We start from the raw sequence: 21,845 nt of genomic DNA on the forward strand, positions 1-21,845 counted from the left end.
TCCCGTCATTCTTCTGCTAACCAAACCTTCAGAATCTGGGCCACATCTTCAGGGCGTGATTTGGCAAATTTTTCGACTAAATCTCTTTGTTCGATCCGTTCTTTTTCTTGAGCGTCCACCTCTTCCTGAACAGCGGCTGCTACCTCAGCCACAGGTTGCGCCTCAAGCGAAAGAGCTTCCATTAATGCCGCTTCCTCTTCTTCACGACGGCGGGCATACCGTCTATACAGATAATATAAGATTGCGCCAATGAGAAGGACAGCAAGTCCAACTTTCAGCATAAATGCCTGTTGTTGCTGCTTAGCATATGCTTCTTCTTCCTGGCGTTGCCTATCAGCCTGTTCTGTGCTGAATTGTATTGGTTCGACGGCAATTGTGTCGCCACGAGTCTGATTAAACCCGATGGCCGACGCCACTGTCCTTGTTAAACTATCTTGCTGCGCTCTGGGTATGGCCGCATCAACAAGCACCGCTACCGTTAATCGTCTTATGGATCCAGGAGTACTTATAACCTTTTCTTTTGTTTCATTAATTTCATAATTACGGGTTGCCTCTTTTTTCTCATAATTAGACTGCGAATTATTATTAGTAACATAACCTGGAATGTTCGACGTTGTTCCTGGAACGCCACCAGGAGCGGCGGCAGAATTTCCCTGATAAGTTTCGTTGATTTCCTGTGAACTGCGAATAATTCCTTTATCATCAACAACAGGTTCAAATGTTTGACGATCAAGAGTACGCTGATCGAAATTAAGTTCAACGTTAACCCTGGCAGCAGCCTTGCCCAAACCTAGAGTTTGATCAAGCAGTGATTGTATGTTTTTCTGCAGATCTTCCTGTACTTTTTTTGTCATTTCAAACTGAGTTAACGCTACAGTACCGGCCATAGGGGGTGTTTCGGATTGATCATTTAATACCCGCGCAAAATTATCGACAACAGTAATATTTTCAGGCTTTAACCCTTGAACACTGTGGGCAACTAAATTAACAATGCCTTTAACCTGCTGCTGAGTCAACTCTGCCTGGGGTTTGAGTTTAAGCATAATAGAAGCCGTAGCCGGCTTCTCTGTCTTTTTATAGAGACTATCCTCGGACATAACAATATGAACTCTAGCCTTTTCTACTTCTCCCATTTGTTCAATTGTTCGCGTCAGTTCTCCTTGAACAGCTTGTAAAAGTTGCACTTTATTTTGAAATTCTGTTGTGCCGAATTTATTCTGTTCAAATATTTCAAACCCTTTATTTCCTCTTGGCAATCCCTGACTAGCTAATTCCAGCCTAAGCTTATGGACATCTTTGGATGGAACTAAAATGACAGTACCGTTACTGCCGGTTTGAACTTCATAGGGTACCTTCATTTCTTTTAATTTTGCAGTAACTTTGCCTGCATCTTCGGCTTCAAGAGTAGTAAACAAGGGTACATTGTCGGGGCGGCTGCCCCACCAATAACTCCACGCTAAAATAGCAATAAATAAAACTGCGGCCGTACCAAAAATAGCGTACCTTTGTTTATTGTTTAACTTTTGCCAAAGGCGCAGACACTGTTCTTTCAAGTCAGCCATGTCTCCACCCTTTCAATTAAGGAAAAGTAACATCTAGTAACTTACCATTATATTATTTCTATTACCTAATCATATTTCAAACAAACATTAAACCTGCATTCTCATAACTTCCTGATATGCATCGACAACCTTATTACGAACTTGCATTGTAAGTTGTAAAGCCACTGTTGCTTTTTCGGCTGCTATCGTAACCTCAGAAATATCTTGAATTCTACCTGCCGCTAAGTTTAGTGACGCCTGCTTTGCATCATTTTGTAATTGATTTACATTGCTTAATGCTTCACTTAAAAACTCGCCAAAAGTTTTTTCCGGTTGTTTAATGATATTAGATGTTTCAATCAGTTTGTCACCTGTAATAGGTGCAAGCTTTAAAGCTTCAATCCGCATTTATTCCTCCTATTTCCCTATTTCTAAGGCTTTCATGGCCATACTCTTGGCTGCATTCGCAGCAGTTACGTTGGCCTCATAAGCTCTAGATGCAGTAATCATATCAACCATCTCACTAACAATACTGATATTCGGCATTTCTACATAACCATCTCTATTTGCATCCGGATGATTAGGATCATACATTAATTTTGGTGGTGCATTATCCTTAGTAATACCGGTTACCCGAACCCCCGCTCCCGTATCTATTTGCTGAGACAGCATTTGCGCAAAAGAAGCCTGTCCGGACCGCGGCTCAAATACCACCATTTGACGACGATAAGGACCACCTTCGGCAGTACGGGTAGTATTTGCATTTGCAATATTATTAGATATGACATCCATTCTCAGTCTTTCGGCCGTCATACCGGAAGCGGAAGCATCAATGGCCTGAAATAATCCCATAATCGTTATTTACCTCCATTAATTACCGATTTAAGATTGGAATAATACTTACTAATCTGATCGGCAACCGCATTATAGTAGATTGAGTTTTTTGCCATTCCTGCCATTTCACTATCAATATCTACATTGTTATCATCACTGCGAAAAGAAGTAGTGGTAATTGTATTAACTTCAGGTTCAATATGTAAACCGGAGGTCTGGTTTGGTATTGGCAAATGACGTTCATTAGTTCTAGCCAGTAATGTGGCTTTGGATGAATTTTGTGCATCCATAGCCGCAGCTAACTGATTCTCAAAACTTACTTCGCTTTTTTTAAACTTAGGTGTATTTACATTGGCAATATTATTACTAATTACTTTATGTCGAAGCGAGGCGGCGCTCAACGCTTTTTCCAGTATCGAAACCTGTGTTGACTGTAAGAGCGAATTAAGCATTTCGCTGACCCTCCTTTAAAATTAATAAAATACAACCCATAATAGCTGTATTATCTCTTTAATCTGACCCTATCCATATTTCTACATAATATATGAAAATCCTTTTAAAATTCCTTATAAATCGATTAAGTTCCTGTAAATAAAAAAAATCCGGCTGCCATCTGCAGCCGGATTTACGCCAATTACTTCTTTAGTTTTTTCAATTCATCCAATAATCTTTCATTAAGTACTTTTATGTAGGTTCCTTTCATGCCAAGTGATTTAGATTCAATTACACCGGCACTCTCAAATTTACGCAATGCATTAACGATTACAGAGCGGGTAATACCAACTCGATCTGCAATTTTACTGGCAACCAACAATCCTTCATTACCTTCTAGTTCACTTAGTATGTGCATAACGGCTTCCAATTCCGAATAAGATAAAGTTCCCAAGGCGACCTGTACAGTAGCCTTTTTTCTCGCTTCTTCTTCAATTTTTTCACTGCGGTCTCTGAGCATTTCCATGCCAACAACCGTTGCTCCATATTCGGCCAAAACTAAATCATCATCAACAAATTCTGTACTAAACTTAGCTACAATTAATGTTCCTATCCGCTCGCCTACGCCATGGATAGGGACAATCGTAGTAAATTTGTCATTAAATAAACAAGTAGTATCTGAACTAAAGCTACATAATCCGCCTTCCAATCGCAGATTGGGAGATGTCTGGTCAACTTTGCTCAACCAGGACACATACCTTTCAGGGAAATGTCCCAATTTAATTACTTTATCTCTCATAAGGTCACACTCAAAATCATCAAGCAACGCATATCCCAATATGCTGCCATCTTTGCTAACAATATATACATTAGCAGCCATGACAGTACTGAGCACATTTGAGACTTCGCTGTATTCGACTTTTTCTGATTTCTGGAGAAGTTTGTTAATCGCACGAGTGCGTTCTAACAATGATGACATAATATTCCCACCTTTCTAATTTAAAGCAAAAAATTTATAAAATGTAATGACTCAAATCTTGATTGACAACTATATGATCTAATTTGGATTTTACATATTCGCGATCAATGGTAACCTGCCGGTCTGTAACATCTGGTGCATCAAACGCCAGATCCTCCAGCAATTTTTCCAAAATTGTATGCAATCGCCGGGCGCCGATGTTTTCAGTTTGAATATTTACCTTACAGGCAATATCGGCTAACTCATCAATAGCGTCATCAGTAAATTTTACTTTTATACCTTCAGTTTCCAACAAGCTAATATATTGTTTAATAAGCGCATTAGCCGGTTCTGTAAGTATTTGCCGGAAATCATCTTTCGATAAGTTAGTAAGTTCAACCCTGATTGGGAAACGCCCTTGAAGTTCTGGTATTAAATCAGATGGCTTAGAAACATGAAAGGCACCTGCAGCTATAAATAAAATATGGTCTGTTTTAACCGGGCCATATTTGGTTACAACCGTAGACCCTTCAACGATAGGTAGAATATCCCGCTGCACACCCTCACGGGAAACATCAGGACCTGAATTATGACCTCTACCGGCAATCTTATCAATTTCATCCAGAAAAATAATACCATAATTTTCGGTTAAACTGACAGCCTGGGTAATAACTTCATCCATATCAATCAACTTTTGAGCTTCTTCTTGAGTAAAGATCTTGCGAGCATTAGCAACTGTTACTTTACGTTTTTTCTGTTTTTTGGGCAATAAATTTCCCAGCATATCTTGGATATTCATACCCATTTCTTCAATTCCAGTGCCGGCAAACATCCCCATTACCGGCTGACCGCTATCTTCTACTGTAATTTCTAAAAGTTCATCTTCAAGTTCACCATTTATCAGTCGTTTGCGCCACCACTCACGACCAGTATTTGTTGCCTGTGGCGCATCTGATTCTGGCGTTTTATCTTGATTGTCTGTCATAGAGCCTGCCCCGGAAAACAACATTTCAAATGGATTACGAGTGGATTCTTTTTTATTAGTAGGAACAAAATGATCAAGAATTCTTTCCTCGGCTAACTCCTTAGCTTTATCATTAACTTCAAGTATTTTTTGTTGCTTAACCATGCGGATGGACGTTTCTACTAAATCGCGTACCATTGATTCAACATCACGTCCTACATAGCCAATCTCGGTAAATTTGGTTGCTTCAACTTTAGCAAAAGGTGCATTAACTAACTTAGCTAAACGGCGAGCAATTTCGGTTTTTCCAACGCCTGTAGGTCCAATCATTAGGATATTTTTAGGGATAATCTCTTCCTTAAGGTCTGCAGGCAACCGCTTACTACGCCAGCGGTTTCTAAGAGCCACAGCTACTGATTTTTTTGCCTGTTGTTGACCAATTATATATTTATTCAACTCATTAACTATTTCTCTTGGTGTAAGCTCTAGCAAAACTACCCCCCCTTTTTATTATAACTCTTCAACTGTGATATGATCATTTGTATACACACAAATGCCAGAAGCAATCTCTAAAGCGTTGCGGGCAATGTCAGCAGCACTCAAAGACGAATGCTGGACCAAAGCTCTGGCAGCGGCAAGTGCATATGGTCCTCCGGAACCAATCGCAGTAACACCGTCATCTGGCTCTATTACCTCGCCATTGCCGGATATAATAAGTAGATGCTCATTGTCAATGACAATAAGAAGTGCCTCCAACCTTCTTAACACTCTGTCAAGACGCCATTCCTTTGCAAGCTCGACAGCAGCCCTCATCATATTGCCATTAAACTCTTCCAATTTGCCTTCAAATTTAGCAAATAGGGTAAACGCATCGGCAACCGAGCCGGCAAATCCGGCCAGCACTTTGCCATGATATAAACGTCTGACTTTTTTGGCATTATGTTTCATCACTGTATTTTGACCAAAAGTAACCTGTCCGTCACCAGCAATAGCTGTCTTACCCTGATGGCGAACAGCAACAATCGTTGTGGCATGAAACATGATATCACCTCCAAGGAAAATTCAAGCACGTGGATGAGATTTCTTGTAACTGGCTTTAAGTCTTTCCGTAGTTATATGCGTGTAGAGCTGGGTTGTTGATAAATTGACATGACCCAAAAGTTCCTGTACTGACCTTAGGTCAGCCCCATTGTCAAGCAGATGGGTTGCAAAAGTGTGACGAATAGTGTGCGGACTTACGTTCTTCTTTAATGCCATGATCTCTACGTATTTATCAACAATTCTACGTACACTTCTGTCTGTGAGCGGCCCTCCCCGATTATTTACATATAAATATTTATGCAGTTTTTCTGGTTGTCTCCCATATTTCCCCGGCTTACTGCACAGGCAGGGACGTACCCTGGATAAATAAGTTTTCACAACTTCAACAGCTGTTCGGCCCATTAATACGATTCTCTGTTTAGCACCTTTACCTGTCACAATAATCGTGCGACTGGAAAATTCGATATCCGGCAGAGTAATGCCAACAAGTTCACTGACTCGTATCCCTGTCGCATATAGCATTTCCAATACAGCTTTATCCCGTATGCCCAGAAAACTGTCATCTGGCAGAGAAATTAATTCGCCAATTTCACCGGTGTCAAGGAAAATGGGCAATCTCTTATCTAGTTTTGGCGTGCTAACCGCCTTACATGGATTTTCCTTTAAAATATTTTCCCGGCATAAAAATCTGAAAAACGACCTGAGCGCCGCAATTCGTCGCATAATGGTCGCTTTGGCATACTGCTCTGATTTTAAAAAAGCCAAGTAACTGCGAATCATAAGAGGCGTGACGTCAGCCAGCAACGCCGCGCCGGCATCCTGACTGCAGATAAACTCCATAAATTGCAGAATATCGCGTTGATAGTTATGAATAGTATGTTGCGAGGCATTTTTCTCAATTTTTAGATACAAAATAAATTGATCTAGAAGCTGGTCAACGCTATCCTCTTTTTTATTCTCAGGAAACATTTTCATCATTCTTTCCGACAAAAATTAACATAGTTCTGTTCTGGCGGAAATTACTATTATACTATCATACTTAAAATAATTCCGCAACATTATTGTCATATTATTCAAATAAATTCTTGTAATGCCACCAACGCTCTATCGGCGATAGCCTTATTTTTCAGCTTCTTATCTTTAATCTTATGCCCTAATGGCGGCAATAGGCCAAAATTTATATTCATAGGTTGAAAATGAGCTGCATCCGCTTGCGTAATATAACGACACAACGCTCCGTGAGCGGTTTGTTCAGGAAATACCCTAGGCTCAAGGCCTTGCAGCATCCTAGCGGCATTAATGCCAGCGATCAAACCGCTTGCCGCCGACTCAACATATCCCTCGACGCCGGTAATTTGACCTGCAAAGAAAATCTGTGGCTGCGCTTTCATTTGTAACGTGGGAAGTAGTATTGCCGGTGAGTTTATAAATGTATTCCGGTGCATTACACCGTAGCGGACAAATTCGGCATTGGCTAAACCTGGTATAAGTCTGAAAACCCGTTGTTGTTCAGACCATTTTAAATGAGTCTGAAAACCAACAATATTATAAAGTGTTGCTGAAGAGTTATCCTGACGTAACTGAACGACTGCATATGGCATTTCGCCTGTCGCCGGGTGCCTTAGTCCAACAGGTTTCATTGGGCCAAAGCGCATGGTATCAATTCCTCTTGCCGCCATCGTCTCTATCGGCATACAGCCTTCAAAAACCACTATTTTTTCAAAATCCTTAACCGGCGCAGTTTCAGCCTGGGTAATTTCCCGCCAAAATAGCTCATACTGCTCCTTAGTCATAGGACAGTTCAGATAGTCGTCATCCCCTTTACCGTAGCGGGAGGCGCGGTAAATTATATTCATATCAAGCGAATCAGCCGTTACAATAGGTGCTGCCGCATCGTAAAAATAAAAATACTCATTACCGGTAAGACAGGCAATTGCTTTCGATAAGCCAGGCGAAGTAAGCGGGCCGGTTGCGATAATCAAAGGCCGGTCAACAGGTATTTCGGTAACTTCGGTATTGTAGACAGAAATTCGTGGATGGTTACCGATAATATTGGTAATCATCTGGCTAAAATTGTGACGATCAACAGCTAGTGCTCCGCCAGCAGGCACACGGTGAGTATCAGCGGCTCTCATGATTAATGAATTTAATCTTCTCATTTCCTCTTTCAACAAGCCTACTGCATTCTCGACGGCGGCCCCTCTAAGTGAGTTGCTGCATACCAACTCAGCAAAAAGATTCGTATGATGGGCTGGCGTCATGGCCTTAGGGCGCATTTCGTATAACTCTACATCAATTCCCGCTTCGGCCAATTGCCAGACAGCCTCGCTGCCCGCCAAGCCAGCTCCCAATACAGTAACTTTACCCATTCTTTTTCCTCCGCGCTGCAGGCTTTTTCACATTTGCCTGTACTTTCTTGTCTTCTGCTTTATCCTTTACATTTTTGCTGTCAATTTCCTGTCGTGATAAACAATTTTCATTACTGCAAATAGTAGAAAAACCGCCATTTTTAAATTTATGACGAACCATAAATGCCCCACAGGCTGGGCAATTTTCTTTTAATGGCATATCCCAGGTATTAAAATCACATTCGGGATATTTTTCACATCCATAAAAGACTCTCCGGCGCTTGGTCTTGCGTTCTACAATCGCACCGCCACATTTCGGGCATTTAACACCCGTATCTTTTAAGATCGGCTTTGTATTGCGGCAGGCGGGAAAGCCGGGACAAGCCAAAAAATTGCCATAGCGCCCCTGTTTGACAACCATCATCCGCCCACAGTTTTCACAAGCAACGTCTGAAACCTCAACAGGCAATTCGACATGGCCGATAGCTTCTTCCGCAACACTTAGATCTTGAGCAAACGGGTCATAAAATTGTTCTAAAACCCTTAACCAGGAAATGTCACCATCAGCAATATCATCTAATTGATCTTCCATATCGGCGGTAAATTCAACATCAACAATCTTTTGGAAGTATTGCTTCAGAAGATCAAGTACGACAAAACCAAGCTCGGTTGGATAAAACTTTTTGTCGGTTCTTTCAACATAACCCCGCTCAACAATGGTTTCAATTGTTGGCGCGTAAGTGCTTGGCCGCCCTATTCCCTTTTCTTCCATAACTTTAACCAATGAAGCTTCGGTATAGCGAGGAGGTGGCTCGGTAAAATGTTGTTTAGGATCTAATTTACTGAGTTTTAGCACCTGCCCGACCGTAAGCTCAGGCAGCGGCGTCTCTTTATCCAGCTCACTATCAGGATTTTGTTCCGACTCTTTGCTTTTACCAATTGTCCCACTGAAAGCGGCAAGAAATCCTGAAAATTTGAGTTGTGAACCGATAGCCTTCAATTTGTATCGATCAGCGGTAATCTCAACAGTAAGCGTGTCATAAACCGCCGGTGTCATCTGGCTGGCAATAAATCGCTCCCAGATAAGGGTATAAAGTTTTAACTGATCCTTGCTTAATTTGGTACTGATTGAGCCAGGCGGTAAATCAAGCGTAGTGGGTCTGACTGCTTCATGGGCATCTTGTGACTTTTTATTGGCGTAAATCGGCGATTTTGCCGGCAGATAACTTAAGCCAAATTTATTTTCTATATAACTTCTGGCCTCCTGCTGAGCAAGCTCAGCCACTCTAGTAGAATCGGTACGCATATAAGTAATAAGGCCAACTTGACCGACACGGCCAATATCAAGCCCTTCATATAATTGTTGAGCAATAATCATCGTCTTACGGGACGTAAATCCCAATTTACGAGCAGCTTCCTGCTGCAAACTACTAGTAGTAAAAGGAGGAGACGGATTACGTTTTCTTTCTCGTTTTTTAACACCGGAAACTATATATTTTGCATGACTTAACTCATTTACAACATTTTCAGCTTGAGTTTCATTCTGAATAGAAAGTTTTCTCTCATCAACAGCCACTACTTCAGCATCAAAAACTTTTGTATTAGGCTTTTCTTTTAGTTTTGCCGTTATTGTCCAATATTCCTCGGGAATAAATGCTTGGATTTCTTTCTCTCTGTCACAAATCAGGCGAACGGCAACCGACTGTACCCGTCCAGCACTCAATCCTTTACGAACTTTCCGCCATAATAAAGGACTTAACTTATAACCTACTATCCGATCAAGAATTCGCCTGGCCTGCTGGGCATAAACACGTGGCAGGTTAATAGGACGCGGTTTTTTGACCGCTTGCTGAATAGCCGGCTTGGTAATCTCATTAAACTCAATCCGGCACGTAGATTGCTCCGAAATGTTAAGAATGTGTGCCAAATGCCAGGCAATGGCTTCACCTTCACGATCCGGGTCAGTTGCGAGATAAACAATATCAGCATTTTTCGCAGCATCTTTTAGGCTTTTGATAAGTTCCCCTTTACCTCTGATATTAATATACTTCGGTTCAAAATCATGTTCAAGATCAACACCAAATTGACTCTTTGGCAAATCACGTAAATGCCCCATAGAAGCTTTAACTGTAAAATTTTTTCCCAGAAACTTTTCTATTGTTTTGGCTTTAGCCGGGGATTCTACTACAACTAGAGCTTTGCTCACTTAATTCCCTCCCTGGCGGTGCATGTATAGCGCTGACCGCTATGTTCGACCGTCAAACCCCGTAATGAAAGTTGCAATAATATATATGCAGCCGTTGCGGGCAGTACATTCAATTTCGTCACAATTTCTTCAATTCCTATAGGCTCTTCATAATTCAGCAAATTATACACACTACGTTCTGCCTGAGATAGTTCAGAACCTGCTTGCGTATCTTGTTTTTTTTGCCAGCCGTACTCCTCAACTATATCGTCAACATTGTCTACCAGCTTTGCTCCCTGCTTTATAAGCTTATTAGTACCTTTGCTATTACCTGCAAAAATACTTCCCGGCACAGCAAAAACGTCCCGGCCTTCTTCTAAGGCAAAATCAGCTGTTATCAAGGCTCCACTTTTTTCTGCAGCTTCGACAACAACCACCCCGCGCACTAGTCCATTAATAATGCGGTTACGTGCCGGAAAATGACCCGGATGTGGCATAACTCCCGGAGCGTATTCGGATAATATTACTCCTCTTTCGGCGATAGTATTCAACATTTTTTTATTCTCCGGAGGATAAAAAATATCTACGCCAGATCCAAGCACAGCCACTGTATATCCTTGTTCTAAAGCGCCAAGATGCGCAGCTGTATCAATTCCTCTGGCAGCGCCGCTGACAATACCGACCTCGATAGAAGCCAGCGCCGCAGCCAGCATAGTTGCTGCGTTTTTTCCATAAGCAGTAGCCTTACGGGAACCAACAATCGCTATTAGCTTATCGTTAGTCGGCAAAGTTCCCCGATAATAGAAAACATAAGGCGGATTGAAAGTATTACGCAACAACACCGGATAATCATCATCTAATAAACTGCATAGGGAAATACCCTTTTTTACTATTGATTCTGCGAGTTTATGTATATCTATCTTATCCCGCTGTGCCAGTAAATTATTATAAGCCGTGCTATCAAGACACTTTGATAAAAATAAATCGCCTCGGTCAGCCAACCATGCCTGCCGGGCGCTACCAAAATAATCAACCAAGGCCTTAATGCGTGAACTGCCGATACCTGGCACCATCTGGAGAGCAGCCAAGTAAAAATGTTCCATATTCACTTCCTCCATATTTACTAGCATTGAATAAGTTAATAACACATAGTAAATACTTGGTAAATCATAATACTAGCAATTATAACTGGAATAAAATCCAAAGGTCAAGAGCCTGGGGTCCTAATTTTTAAATTTTTTCTGTTAAAATTAATTTTTTATTCAATTTAAATAGTTTTTGGCGATAATACCAGCTATATTTCGGGCCGCGTCGGGCTGTCCAAGTGAAACCGCATTCTTACGTAATTCAATCAAACTTGTATTATCTTCAACTAGCATTCTACTTATCATGCTTTTTAGTTCTGAGAGAGAGTCTGCTCTAAACGCCGCAGCGTTATCCAGTAAATAACGAGTATTCGCTATTTCCTGTCCTGGGATTGGGCGGAATATAACGAGTGGTACTCCTTTCGCCAGAGCTTCAGCCGCGCTCATTCCCCCTGGCTTGGATATTAGTAAATCGGCAATACTCATTAGTTCATGTATGTTTTCTACATAACCGAAAACCCTGACAGGATGCTTACTAACAGATTCAAGACGAAGAAGATCACGATATAACGCTTGGTTTTTTCCAGCAATAGCAATAAATTGTAGCGCTCCATCAATTTGGCTACATAATTCGAGTATTTCAGTTATTGGTAAAATTCCAGCTCCGCCGCCCATAATCATAATCGTCTTATAATCCGGAAAAAGCTTTAGCTTCGCATATAATTCATCTTTGTTGACTGGCAGACTAAAACTAGGACTAACAGGTATTCCCGTAACTTCAATATCCCGGGAGGCAACACCGTGCTGACATAAATAATCCCTCATAGCTGGGTGAGCTACAAAATAACAATTAAATTCCGGATACACCCATAAACGGTGAACAACAAAATCCGTAATAATAGCTGCAGCCGGTGCGGTAATCAGACGATTATTCTTTAGCCAGGCTACTATTCCTGCGGGAGTTGCATGTGTACAGATTATAACCGCCGGCTTAAAATCACTGATATAATTTACCATACGCCTGGCAAGGATTCGACTGACCAACTCCCGGCCAAAGAGCGCCAAGCGACTGTGATTTCCCCATTTGTATGCAGATCCGTACACTGCAGGAAACAAAGCAAGTATTTTTAAGTAAATTTTTAAAACTGTTTGCCCAATAAAAGCAGGGAAAAAATCAAATATGTTGCATAACTGAGTCTGACAACCATAGTCGGCCCTAAGAATTTGACTGACCGCCTGTGCCGCCCTAATATGGCCGGCACCAATTGGGGCACTAATAAATAAAACTCGCCGATTAACCAATAGATATCGCCTGCTCGTCAAATACAATCTCGCCATATACCTTCACTTGAGTATCATCTGGTGTTGAAATCAATAATTCTTGTGCATTCTTGCCTCTATATATTTTGGCATTATCGGTAATCTCAGCCAAAGGAATTAAAACAAATTTTCTCTCAGGCGTGCGGGGATGTGGTAATTCCAGTTCACTAGTCGTCATCTCTACATCATGATAAACCAAAAGGTCAATATCGATATTCCGTGGACCCCAGTGAACTTCCCGTATCCTTCCCATTTGTCTCTCAGTTGCTAAGCATACCGTAAGCAATTCTAAGGGTGATAGATCAGTGCGAATCTCGATCACCGCATTAAGAAAATTAGGCTGCTCCTTTAAACCAACTGGTTCTGTTTCATATAAATGGGATATTTTCCCGATAGTAATCTGTGGATGACTACTTAGAAGTCTTACTGCAGTGGCAATATTTTCTTCCCGCGTATAGGTATTATTGCTAATATTAGAACCTAATCCCAGTATAATCATGATTCACGTCTCCGAACCGCCTCAACCTCCACAAAGTCAAGCGCTGCCGCAATCGGCACTGATGGTTTGCGCACCCGCACTGTCGCTTCCTCTACAAGGGGATGTAAACGCAGGATTTCGCCCGCAATATGGTAGGACAATGCTTCCAAAAGCTGAAACCGCTGGTTTTCCACTATATCTTTGGTTTGATTATAGACAGACACATAGTCTACTGTCTCTTGAAGGTCATCGCTTTCTCCTGCGCGCCGTAGATCGGCCTTCAAATCAACATCAACATAAAAGCGTTGACCCAGTTCGCGTTCAAATTCATAGACCCCATGAAAGCCGTAAAATACCATGTTTCTCAAAGATACGCGATGACTCATTTTGATTCCCCCTACTAAAATTTTGCATTGAGCATTGCATCAGTCATACGAGCAATGCGCGCCATGGTTTTTACATCATGTACTCTAACAATATTGGCGCCTTTAGCGATTCCTATTGCCACAGTCGCGCCGGTTCCTTCCACCCGATCATCAGCGGGGGCATCATCCAGAATATGACCGATAAACCGTTTGCGCGAAGTCCCTAAAAGTATCGGACACCCAAGCGACTTAAGCTCACTCAAGCGTGACATAATGATTAGATTATCTGACATTTTTTTTACAAAGCCAACCCCCGGGTCCACAATAAAGTTATCCGGATTTATGCCGGCAGATTTTCCAATCTGTATGCTGTGGCGCAAAAACTCAAGTATATGAGACATAACATCCTTTTGATAGTCGGCATCACCTTGATTATACATAATAACTACCGGAGCGTTATATTCAGCTACTACGTTAGCCATTTCAGCATCAAATTGCAGCCCCCAAATATCATTAACAATATGAGCACCCGCTTTTAAAGCTTCCCGAGCGACAGCGGCTTTATAAGTATCGATCGAAACCGGGATATTAAAGTTGCCTAAAACTTTTTCCAATACCGGCATTAATCTTTCCAGCTCTTCTACGGCCGAAATCTTATGCGACCCATACGGTCTGGTCGATTCGGCCCCAATGTCAATGATATCCGCACCATCTTTAATCATTTGTTCAGTATGTTTTAGCGCTGCATCTAAATTATTAAACTTTCCGCCGTCAGAAAAAGAGTCGGGTGTAAAATTTAAAATCCCCATGATCAAGGTTTTATCCGGAGAAATTGAGACAGCGTGTGATCCCAGCTTATAATTACGCCGCGGAAAATTTTCTTCTGCCTCAATCACGGCTTCTAACTCCTCAGCCAGTTTTTTCAAACCCCACGGCTGAGCTTTAAGTTTAGGGATACATTGTCTAAATTGTTTTAAACTGCCACTCAACAGCACATCCGTATATTCTTCCCTTAAATCAGCGGAACCTCTAGAGATTGCGGCTTCACCGCCTTTAGAAAGAAAAGCCTGTTTTAAAAGATTTGCAGCTTTACTTAATACATTTTCCACTTTTATTGTTTTAAATATAACCTTATTTGCCATAATAGCAATACCCGCAGCATCGCAATTTACATTTGCTATTTCTTGCCGGGCCTGCTCTTGATCTTTTATTTCGATTACCCGCATATTATATTGCATTATTTTCCTCCCCTATCGCGACAAAATATAATTTTATTGTATCATAAAATTATGTAGAATAAAGATTATTATGCAAATTTTAGAAATTTATCATTTAGATTTGCAATCTCTTAGGAGGCCAATTATGAAACAGCGCCTATCTTAGACCATTTTAAGCTCCCTGTGGAACAAATAAAAAGCGGTTATTACAGCGACAGTTATTTTTTCCTTCACGCTTTGATCATTATGCTGTCCAGGAAGCAGATGGTTATGCAGCCCCTGTCGGCGGTGTTTTTGGCGTATCGACCCCTGCTAACGGTTCACTGTGGGGTGCGGAAGCACTCGGCACTATTCCTCATGCTTTAATTGCCGCATATGGCGGCAATACCATCGCGCTTCCAAGGCTTTTGATACCTATATGGATCCGCAAATTAAGAGAGTTGCCCTTGTGGATTTTTCTAATGATTGTGTAAATACCGCTTTGGCCGTCGCCAAAGAGATGGGGAAAACCCTTGCAGTAAAATTGGCCGCAGTTACCGTCCAAATCCCCGGCTTGATTTGGTAAAATAAAGAGGAAGAAGCAAGCACCTGATAAATCTTGGTTGCTTGCTTCTTCTTTTTTTATTAATGCCTCGTTGACTACCATTTTCGACTAGAGCCGCCGCCGCCGCCAGATCCTCCGCCATAGCCGCCACCGCCTCCGCCGCGAAAACGCAATAGCGAAAGAATAAGATACGTAATGCTTCCGCCTAAAAAGAGCCAATCAAATATAAATAATGCTAAAGCGCCTGCGGCTAAGCCAATTTGCGCCCACCATGGCAAAGTATCCAGCAAAGACTGGTTGGCAGACGCATGGTTTTTAACAGGCTTAGCATCGGTATTTATATCTACATTATACTCTTTAGCCGCTATACTAACTAACGCCTGATAGCCATTCCAAATTCCTTTATTAAAATCATTGGCTGAAAAGTAAGGTAGCATATAATTATCTTGAATAGCACCGGTCTTAGCGTCATTAAGCGCACCTTCCAAACCGTAACCTACCTCGATCCGCGACTGCCGGTCATTCACAGCAACTAGCACTAATACCCCATTATTTAACTGTTTATCACCAATGCCCCAGCGTCTCAGTACCTCTAATGCATAGTTTTCCACACTTTCTCCATCAAGAGATTTGACTGTCAGTACTACAATTTGAGCTTTGGTCTTATCTGCCAGTTTGCCGCCTAGGTTGTTGATTTTATTCTTGGTTTCGGCATCAAGTACACCAGCCTGATCCTGAACATAAATACTGCGGGTCGGTACCGGCGGAATTTGAGGTTGAGCCCAGGCTACAGTTCCGAGCAGTAGATAAGCCGCTAAAACCAGCCAAGATAACCTTTTCTTCATAAGTTATCCCCTCGCTTGGAAAATTAGAATTTAACCTGGGGAACTTGTTTTGCACTTTCTTCCGCTTTAAAATACTCTTTCGGCCCAAAACCCATCATTCCGGCAAACAAGCTTGTCGGTAATGAACGTATTTTTACATTATAACCTTGTACAGCGTCATTATAATCCTTTCTCGCCACAGCGATCCGATTTTCTGTACCGCTGAGTTCATCCATTAGTGCCCGGAAATTCTGGTCGGCTTTAAGATTAGGATAATTTTCGGCGATTACCAGTAACCTACTCAACGCTGAATTTAATTCAGCATTCGCCTGTGCTTTTAACGCCGGCCCCTGTGCACCGGCCAGCTTGGCGCGAGCATCGGCAACAGCCTGAATAGCCTGTTGTTCGTGTGCCGCATAACCTTTTACGGTATTAACTAAATTAGGAATCAAATCAGCTCGCCGCTGTAATTGATTTTCAATCTGACTCCACTTGCCGTTAACGCTTTCATTCATACTTACCAACGTATTGTAACTCATCATTGCGCTTACTAATATCGCTCCAACTATAGCGATAACAATCCATGCCGTCTTTTTCATCAAATTACCTCCTTTTTTGTCCTAAAAGGAACTCCTATTATTATCTCTAACGATGAAAATTATCTTCAAAATGCAGGAGATTATTTCCTGGAAATTATTTGAAAATCATTACGGAACTGAATAGCTTCTGCAATATGTTCTACTTCAATTTGCAGTTTGCCACTCAAATCAGCAATCGTTTGCGCTACTTTTATAATTCTGTCATAGCCCCGTGCGCTAAGATTCATCCGGCTAAAAGCCTGCCGCAGAAGATCAATTGCATCAGGTGTTAATTTACATAATTTTTTTATATGCTTGTGCTCCATTTGTGCATTGGCATGAAATCCAAATTTCAGTAGGCGTTCTTCTTGAATTAATCTTGCGTTTTCTACTCTGCTGCGAATAACACTTGATGACTCTTGGGGGACATTTTTTACTAAGTCATTATATTCCAAACGCGGAACATGAATGGTTATATCTAACCGATCCAACAAAGGTCCTGATATCTTTTTTTGGTAGCGTCGAATATCATTAGGAGTACAAGTACATTCCCGTGACGGATCAGAACTAAATCCACACGGACAAGGGTTCAAAGCCGCAATAAGCATTAGCTTGGCGGGGTAAGATAAAGTAGCATTAACTCGGGAAATTGTTACCTCTCCGTCCTCAAGCGGTTGCCTTAACACCTCCAGTACTGTCCTTGGAAATTCCGGCAGTTCATCCAAAAATAATACCCCGTTATGACTCAAGGTAACCTCTCCCGGTCTCGGCATACTGCCTCCCCCGATCATTCCAGCCATGGAAACCGTATGATGAGGACTGCGAAACGGTCTTTCAGTCACTAAACCAATATTATTTTTTAACATGCCGGCAACACTATAAATCTTTGTAACTTCCAGAGCCTCTTGTGATGTCATAGCAGGTAATATTGATGGGATCCGCTTTGCCAGCATTGTCTTTCCTGAGCCGGGCGGTCCAACCATCATAACATTATGAAAGCCTGCGGCAGCAATTTCAAGGGCACGTTTGGCAACAACCTGACCCTGTACATCGGCAAAGTCTAATGTAGAATCGATAGTTTGTCTTTCCGGCATTTTAGAAACGACTGGCGATAATAATCTCTGAGCATTAAGATGCTTAACGATCTCAGCCAGTGTTTCCGGTGCATACACCTTTAGGCTGCCAGCTAATAATGCCTCCTGGGCATTTTCCGGAGCTACAAACATTTCAGATATGGCATTGTCCTGGCAATTAGCTGCCATCGATAATATCCCTGATACGGCCCGCAATCGTCCCTCTAAAGATAGTTCCCCCGCAAAGACCTGGCTTTGGTAATTAACAAGAATTTGACCACTTGCCGCCAATATTCCCACCGCGATAGGCAAGTCGAGCCCTGAACTTTCTTTCTTAATATCGGCAGGAGCTAAATTTACGGTAATGCGGCGAGTAGGAAATTCAAATCCACTATTTTTAATAGCAGCTCGAACACGTTCCCTGGACTCACGCACAGCAGTATCAGGTAAGCCGACAATATCAAGACAAGGAATACCATTAGCAATATCCACTTCAACAGTTATTAAAATCCCGTTTAGACCCATTGTAGTTGAACCCATAATTTGTGCAAACATAAGCTACCCCCGTAGCTAGTCGTTAGCCGAAAACGCATTTAATTATAATCATTAGACTACTTCCAGCTTACCATTATCTTTTATCTATTAAAATAATTTATTTAATAATTCTTGATAAGCACTAACAAATCCTGCCTAATCAAAACAATACAGAAACAAAAAGAACCACTTTCGCAGAAACTTATCATCATTGCTGCCTGTGTGGTTCTGTTATTGGTTTTAGTGGCTTATTCTATCTTCGCAGGTAAGTGAAACTGCCTACCAGGCAGACACCTATCTCTTTTATTTCCAATGCTCTATTTGCTCAAAAAATAAATTATCTTAGATACGGCACCATTTCCTAGTAATAGGCTATTACCTATCCTCATCAAGCAGCGGCGTTCTGCTCCATGTATATTGATCAATTAACTTTGATTCAAACGTATCGCACTCTTTGTTATAGCTATGAACGTGAGGCACGGGAATTTCAACATGTTTCCTTTTTAAACCTTTCTTCTCAATGAACTGTACTTGCTCAGTGGTATAGCCATATATGTAGATTAGATTGTGTCGGTCATACACAATGGTTGTGCTCGTTTCAGGTGAATAAATCCATATATCATGGCGAGCGTCATTTTCAAAAAATTTATGGAACTGATTAAGAATAGTACTTGCTTCATTATAAGATAACTTCTCACTCTGGTATCTGCCTGACTCAATCCTTGCACGCGGAGTATGTAAAACATACAGAATATAGAAAGATCCGTTTAGTAAAGCAATTAGTTCAAGAATCGTAGAAACATGATTTTCTGCACAACCAATAACGATTCTTTTATAACTATCTTCTTCCTCCACATCAAATATGTCGGCGTAACGATACTCTTGCAGTTTGTGATTTACGTAATGACCCAATTTATACACGGACTCACACTCCTTATAGATTTTATCTCGTCTATCTTAGCCTCCGTAATAAATTTGAATTCTATCTTAACCTATTCATTATTACTCAGCTTTTTTTCTATATACAACGTGCTAAAGATTTTTGCAGTCGGGGGGTGTGTTGGCAAAAGCGGAAGTCAAACGCTAGTGGTGGAGCGCTCTTCATACACCATCCGCCTGCGCCTGCAAACTTCTTTAATGCGGAATATATAGTAATATGCTTTTTCACTTTTTCAATCATTTCCGTATCGCGCGGGTCAGCATATTTTAGGACCGCTTGGTATGTAGCAATTGCCTCTTTATTGCATTTCGCGGTTTTTCTCCCTCTTTCTCTTTAATTGCACTAATTCTTTGTACACACACTAATATCCAAAATGATTTTACCCTACTTCTACTAAAATAGTACTATATGTAATTTCTTTTTTTATCTAGCGAAATCCTTTATAAACAACAAAAGCCTACAACCTACTGGAACTGTAGACACTTATTTATTACTCTATAAAACTGCAGTAACAGGGACTCCTGTCAAATCCACATAGATCTGACAAGAGTCCTCTTCATTTTTCGCCGTTACCAGTGGTAATTTAAAATAATATTAAAATATTTCCATAAAGTAGGAGGATATTTTAACAATTGGTAAGAAAAAAATACTATTGATATTTTCCGATTTATACCAGTCTTGTTAGATTGCTAAAACGAACATTTCGTAAAGGATGATCATATGAATTATTTTATTATATCTATATTTAGTTCGATCATAGGAGCAGCGTTAATGCTGCTGATTTATACCTACCTATATGTCGTTTATCGTGAACGCTATTTTGGTTTTTGGATTGTAAGCTGCTTACTCCTTTTCCTACGAAATATTCTTTTTGATTCCGGTATATTTGATTGGACGCAATCGATAGGATGGTTTAGCTGTTTTCAAGTCATAACATTTGCTTTTCTCTTGATATTTATAAAGGGTACCTATCTATTCGCCGGCAAACCGTTAAATAGACGATGGCTTTATGCTGCAGCAGGCCTCTTTCTGCTGGGTTGCATGTTTACAATAATGCACTTACCTTTAGTGTATCGTTTCTTACCTTGCACTATTTTTGGCGGAATTGCGGGCATATGGCTCGGCATATCCTTTATACGATATGCGCAGTTAAACACTATAAGTAGACTTCTACTCGGATATGGTTTTATATTCTGGGGAGTCCATTCTCTGGATATGCCCTTTTTAATTGACGAAACATGGTTTTTGCCATGGGGATATTTAATTGAAAGTTTTTTAAGGCTTTTTGTTGCCATTGCCACTTTGTTGGTATATTTTGAAAAAACAAGATTAGCTCTGATTGATAAAGAAGCGCTTTATCGGCTATTAGCAGAAAATGCTGTCGATAGCATTTATCGTTACCGCCTTTTGCCAATACCTAAATTTGAATACGTAAGCCCGTCCATTTATGCGTGTACGGGTTATACCCCTGAAGAATTCTATGCTGATGCAAATCTTTTGTTTAAATTGACCTATCCCGAAGATTTCACGATATTTTGCCAGTTCATCAATAATCCGGCCCGCTTGGACCACCTCCCTCAATCATTTCGTTTAACCCGCAAAGACAAAAATACGATATGGGTTGAACAGACCTGCGTTCCTATTTATGACAATGACGGTAAACTTCTGGCTTTAGAAGGTATTATCCGCGACATCACCTCACGAAAAAGCCTAGAACAAATTGCCCTACGGGCTGATCGATTAAATACGGTAGGCGAGATGGCTGCCAGCGTCGCTCATGAGATACGAAACCCAATGACAACGGTACGCGGCTACTTGCAGTTATTACTGAACAAAAGGGAGTTTTCTCTCTATCGGGACCGGTTTGAGCTGATGATCCAGGAGCTTGACAGAACAAATTCAATTATCCGGGAATATCTTTGCATGGCAAAGGAAAAGCGGTCTGACCTCAAAAAATGCAGTCTGAATCGTATCATTAAATCCTTGCTGCCGCTGATTCAGGCTGAGGCCATTGCATCAGCGGCAGACGTAACTCATGATCTTGCGGAAATACCTGAACTACAATTAGATGAAAATGAAATCCGCCAATTACTGCTAAATTTGGTCCGTAACGGTTTAGAAGCAATGCCGACAGGCGGCAGCCTGAATATATGTACGTTCATGGAAAAAGACAAGGTCATTTTAGCAGTTAATGATAAAGGTCATGGCATCCCTGATTACATATTGAACAATTTGGGTAAACCCTTTTTAACAACCAAAGACACCGGCACCGGCTTAGGATTACCGATGTGTTATAGAATCGCCCAGCGGCATCAGGCTGATATTCAAGTCAAAACAAGCAATCAGGGCACAACGTTTTTCATTCGCTTCAGTATTGCTTGATTAAAAGCAGCAAACAGCCCTAATCCTATACAGCTAAATAATTAATCCGTATTGCCTCCCCCTTTTCTTTATTTTTAAGAAAAGGGGGAATTTTTTTTGCCATTCACTCCCCAAAATCCGTAATATTACCAAATTCTACATTTTTTGTAGGAATCATGTGTCAATTTCACGTATCTTTCGTCAGAGGGAGGTGCGTAGTATG

21 protein-coding genes are annotated in these 21,845 nt (G+C 41.1%); 1 reads left to right on the top strand and 20 read right to left on the bottom strand.

From position 1 onward, the window contains the following. Nucleotides 1-5: 5 nt before the first annotated feature. From fliF to BLR65_RS01695, 20 genes are all read right to left on the bottom strand, one after another. On the bottom strand, nt 6-1,562 hold the full coding sequence (fliF, locus tag BLR65_RS01600; RefSeq protein WP_093791763.1) for a flagellar basal-body MS-ring/collar protein FliF: 1,557 nt from the start codon (nt 1,560-1,562) through the stop codon (nt 6-8). An 87-nt stretch (nt 1,563-1,649) separates the two neighbouring features. Beyond that, nucleotides 1,650-1,949 carry a flagellar hook-basal body complex protein FliE gene (fliE, locus tag BLR65_RS01605; protein WP_093791765.1) on the bottom strand — a complete coding sequence of 100 codons (300 nt, stop codon included), beginning with the start codon at nt 1,947-1,949 and terminating at the stop codon, nt 1,650-1,652. A gap of 9 nt (nt 1,950-1,958) precedes the next feature. After that, on the bottom strand, nt 1,959-2,393 hold the full coding sequence (flgC, locus tag BLR65_RS01610; protein WP_093791767.1) for a flagellar basal body rod protein FlgC: 435 nt from the start codon (nt 2,391-2,393) through the stop codon (nt 1,959-1,961). A 5-nt stretch (nt 2,394-2,398) separates the two neighbouring features. Then, nucleotides 2,399-2,827: a flagellar basal body rod protein FlgB gene (gene flgB, locus BLR65_RS01615; RefSeq protein WP_093791769.1), complete on the bottom strand. Its 429-nt coding sequence runs from the start codon at nt 2,825-2,827 to the stop codon at nt 2,399-2,401. Nucleotides 2,828-3,009: 182 nt separating this feature from the next. Then, a complete protein-coding gene (gene codY / locus BLR65_RS01620) occupies nt 3,010-3,786 on the bottom strand; it encodes a GTP-sensing pleiotropic transcriptional regulator CodY (protein WP_093791771.1) in 777 nt (258 codons plus the stop codon). A gap of 34 nt (nt 3,787-3,820) precedes the next feature. Continuing rightward, the gene (hslU, locus tag BLR65_RS01625) at nt 3,821-5,221 is read right to left on the bottom strand and encodes an ATP-dependent protease ATPase subunit HslU (RefSeq protein ID WP_093791773.1); all 1,401 of its coding nucleotides are present in this window, start codon (nt 5,219-5,221) and stop codon (nt 3,821-3,823) included. Between the two features lie 18 nt (nt 5,222-5,239). Beyond that, nucleotides 5,240-5,770 (bottom strand): ATP-dependent protease subunit HslV, encoded by a 531-nt coding sequence (gene hslV / locus BLR65_RS01630; protein WP_093791775.1) that lies wholly within the window; start codon nt 5,768-5,770, stop codon nt 5,240-5,242. Nucleotides 5,771-5,791: 21 nt separating this feature from the next. Further along, the gene (xerC, locus tag BLR65_RS01635; RefSeq protein WP_245692286.1) at nt 5,792-6,748 is read right to left on the bottom strand and encodes a tyrosine recombinase XerC; all 957 of its coding nucleotides are present in this window, start codon (nt 6,746-6,748) and stop codon (nt 5,792-5,794) included. A gap of 95 nt (nt 6,749-6,843) precedes the next feature. Then, a complete protein-coding gene (gene trmFO / locus BLR65_RS01640) occupies nt 6,844-8,139 on the bottom strand; it encodes a methylenetetrahydrofolate--tRNA-(uracil(54)-C(5))-methyltransferase (FADH(2)-oxidizing) TrmFO (RefSeq protein WP_093791777.1) in 1,296 nt (431 codons plus the stop codon). After that, nucleotides 8,132-10,324: a type I DNA topoisomerase gene (gene topA / locus BLR65_RS01645; RefSeq protein ID WP_093791779.1), complete on the bottom strand. Its 2,193-nt coding sequence runs from the start codon at nt 10,322-10,324 to the stop codon at nt 8,132-8,134. Before topA ends, trmFO begins: the two co-directional genes overlap by 8 nt. Then, on the bottom strand, nt 10,321-11,406 hold the full coding sequence (gene dprA / locus BLR65_RS01650; RefSeq protein WP_093791781.1) for a DNA-processing protein DprA: 1,086 nt from the start codon (nt 11,404-11,406) through the stop codon (nt 10,321-10,323). The genes topA and dprA overlap by 4 nt, the downstream gene beginning before the upstream one ends. A 159-nt stretch (nt 11,407-11,565) precedes the next feature. Beyond that, on the bottom strand, nt 11,566-12,690 hold the full coding sequence (locus BLR65_RS01655; RefSeq protein ID WP_245692288.1) for an MGDG synthase family glycosyltransferase: 1,125 nt from the start codon (nt 12,688-12,690) through the stop codon (nt 11,566-11,568). Next, nucleotides 12,683-13,207 carry a 2-amino-4-hydroxy-6-hydroxymethyldihydropteridine diphosphokinase gene (folK, locus tag BLR65_RS01660; protein ID WP_093791785.1) on the bottom strand — a complete coding sequence of 175 codons (525 nt, stop codon included), beginning with the start codon at nt 13,205-13,207 and terminating at the stop codon, nt 12,683-12,685. The genes BLR65_RS01655 and folK overlap by 8 nt, the downstream gene beginning before the upstream one ends. Then, the gene (folB, locus tag BLR65_RS01665) at nt 13,204-13,572 is read right to left on the bottom strand and encodes a dihydroneopterin aldolase (RefSeq protein ID WP_093791786.1); all 369 of its coding nucleotides are present in this window, start codon (nt 13,570-13,572) and stop codon (nt 13,204-13,206) included. Before folB ends, folK begins: the two co-directional genes overlap by 4 nt. Before the next feature lie 14 nt (nt 13,573-13,586). Further along, nucleotides 13,587-14,789: a dihydropteroate synthase gene (gene folP / locus BLR65_RS01670; protein ID WP_093791788.1), complete on the bottom strand. Its 1,203-nt coding sequence runs from the start codon at nt 14,787-14,789 to the stop codon at nt 13,587-13,589. A gap of 334 nt (nt 14,790-15,123) precedes the next feature. Further along, complete coding sequence (locus BLR65_RS29375) at nt 15,124-15,414, bottom strand: hypothetical protein (RefSeq protein WP_176772663.1); 291 nt, start codon at nt 15,412-15,414, stop codon at nt 15,124-15,126. Further along, complete coding sequence (locus BLR65_RS01680) at nt 15,408-16,157, bottom strand: TPM domain-containing protein (protein ID WP_093791790.1); 750 nt, start codon at nt 16,155-16,157, stop codon at nt 15,408-15,410. Before BLR65_RS01680 ends, BLR65_RS29375 begins: the two co-directional genes overlap by 7 nt. A gap of 23 nt (nt 16,158-16,180) precedes the next feature. Continuing rightward, nucleotides 16,181-16,735 carry a LemA family protein gene (locus BLR65_RS01685; RefSeq protein WP_093791792.1) on the bottom strand — a complete coding sequence of 185 codons (555 nt, stop codon included), beginning with the start codon at nt 16,733-16,735 and terminating at the stop codon, nt 16,181-16,183. A gap of 80 nt (nt 16,736-16,815) precedes the next feature. Further along, nucleotides 16,816-18,342 (bottom strand): YifB family Mg chelatase-like AAA ATPase, encoded by a 1,527-nt coding sequence (locus tag BLR65_RS01690; protein ID WP_093791794.1) that lies wholly within the window; start codon nt 18,340-18,342, stop codon nt 16,816-16,818. 354 nt (nt 18,343-18,696) lie between these two features. Then, nucleotides 18,697-19,176, bottom strand: a complete 480-nt coding sequence (locus tag BLR65_RS01695; protein ID WP_245692290.1) for a hypothetical protein — start codon at nt 19,174-19,176, stop codon at nt 18,697-18,699. Nucleotides 19,177-20,476: 1,300 nt separating this feature from the next. Between BLR65_RS01695 and BLR65_RS01700 the strand changes: the two genes are divergently transcribed. Then, nucleotides 20,477-21,643: a PAS domain-containing sensor histidine kinase gene (locus tag BLR65_RS01700; protein ID WP_245692292.1), complete on the top strand. Its 1,167-nt coding sequence runs from the start codon at nt 20,477-20,479 to the stop codon at nt 21,641-21,643. Nucleotides 21,644-21,845: the final 202 nt, after the last annotated feature.

Origin of the sequence: Sporomusa acidovorans (genome assembly GCF_900101845.1) — a bacterium.
Lineage (GTDB): Bacteria > Bacillota > Negativicutes > Sporomusales > Sporomusaceae > Sporomusa > Sporomusa acidovorans.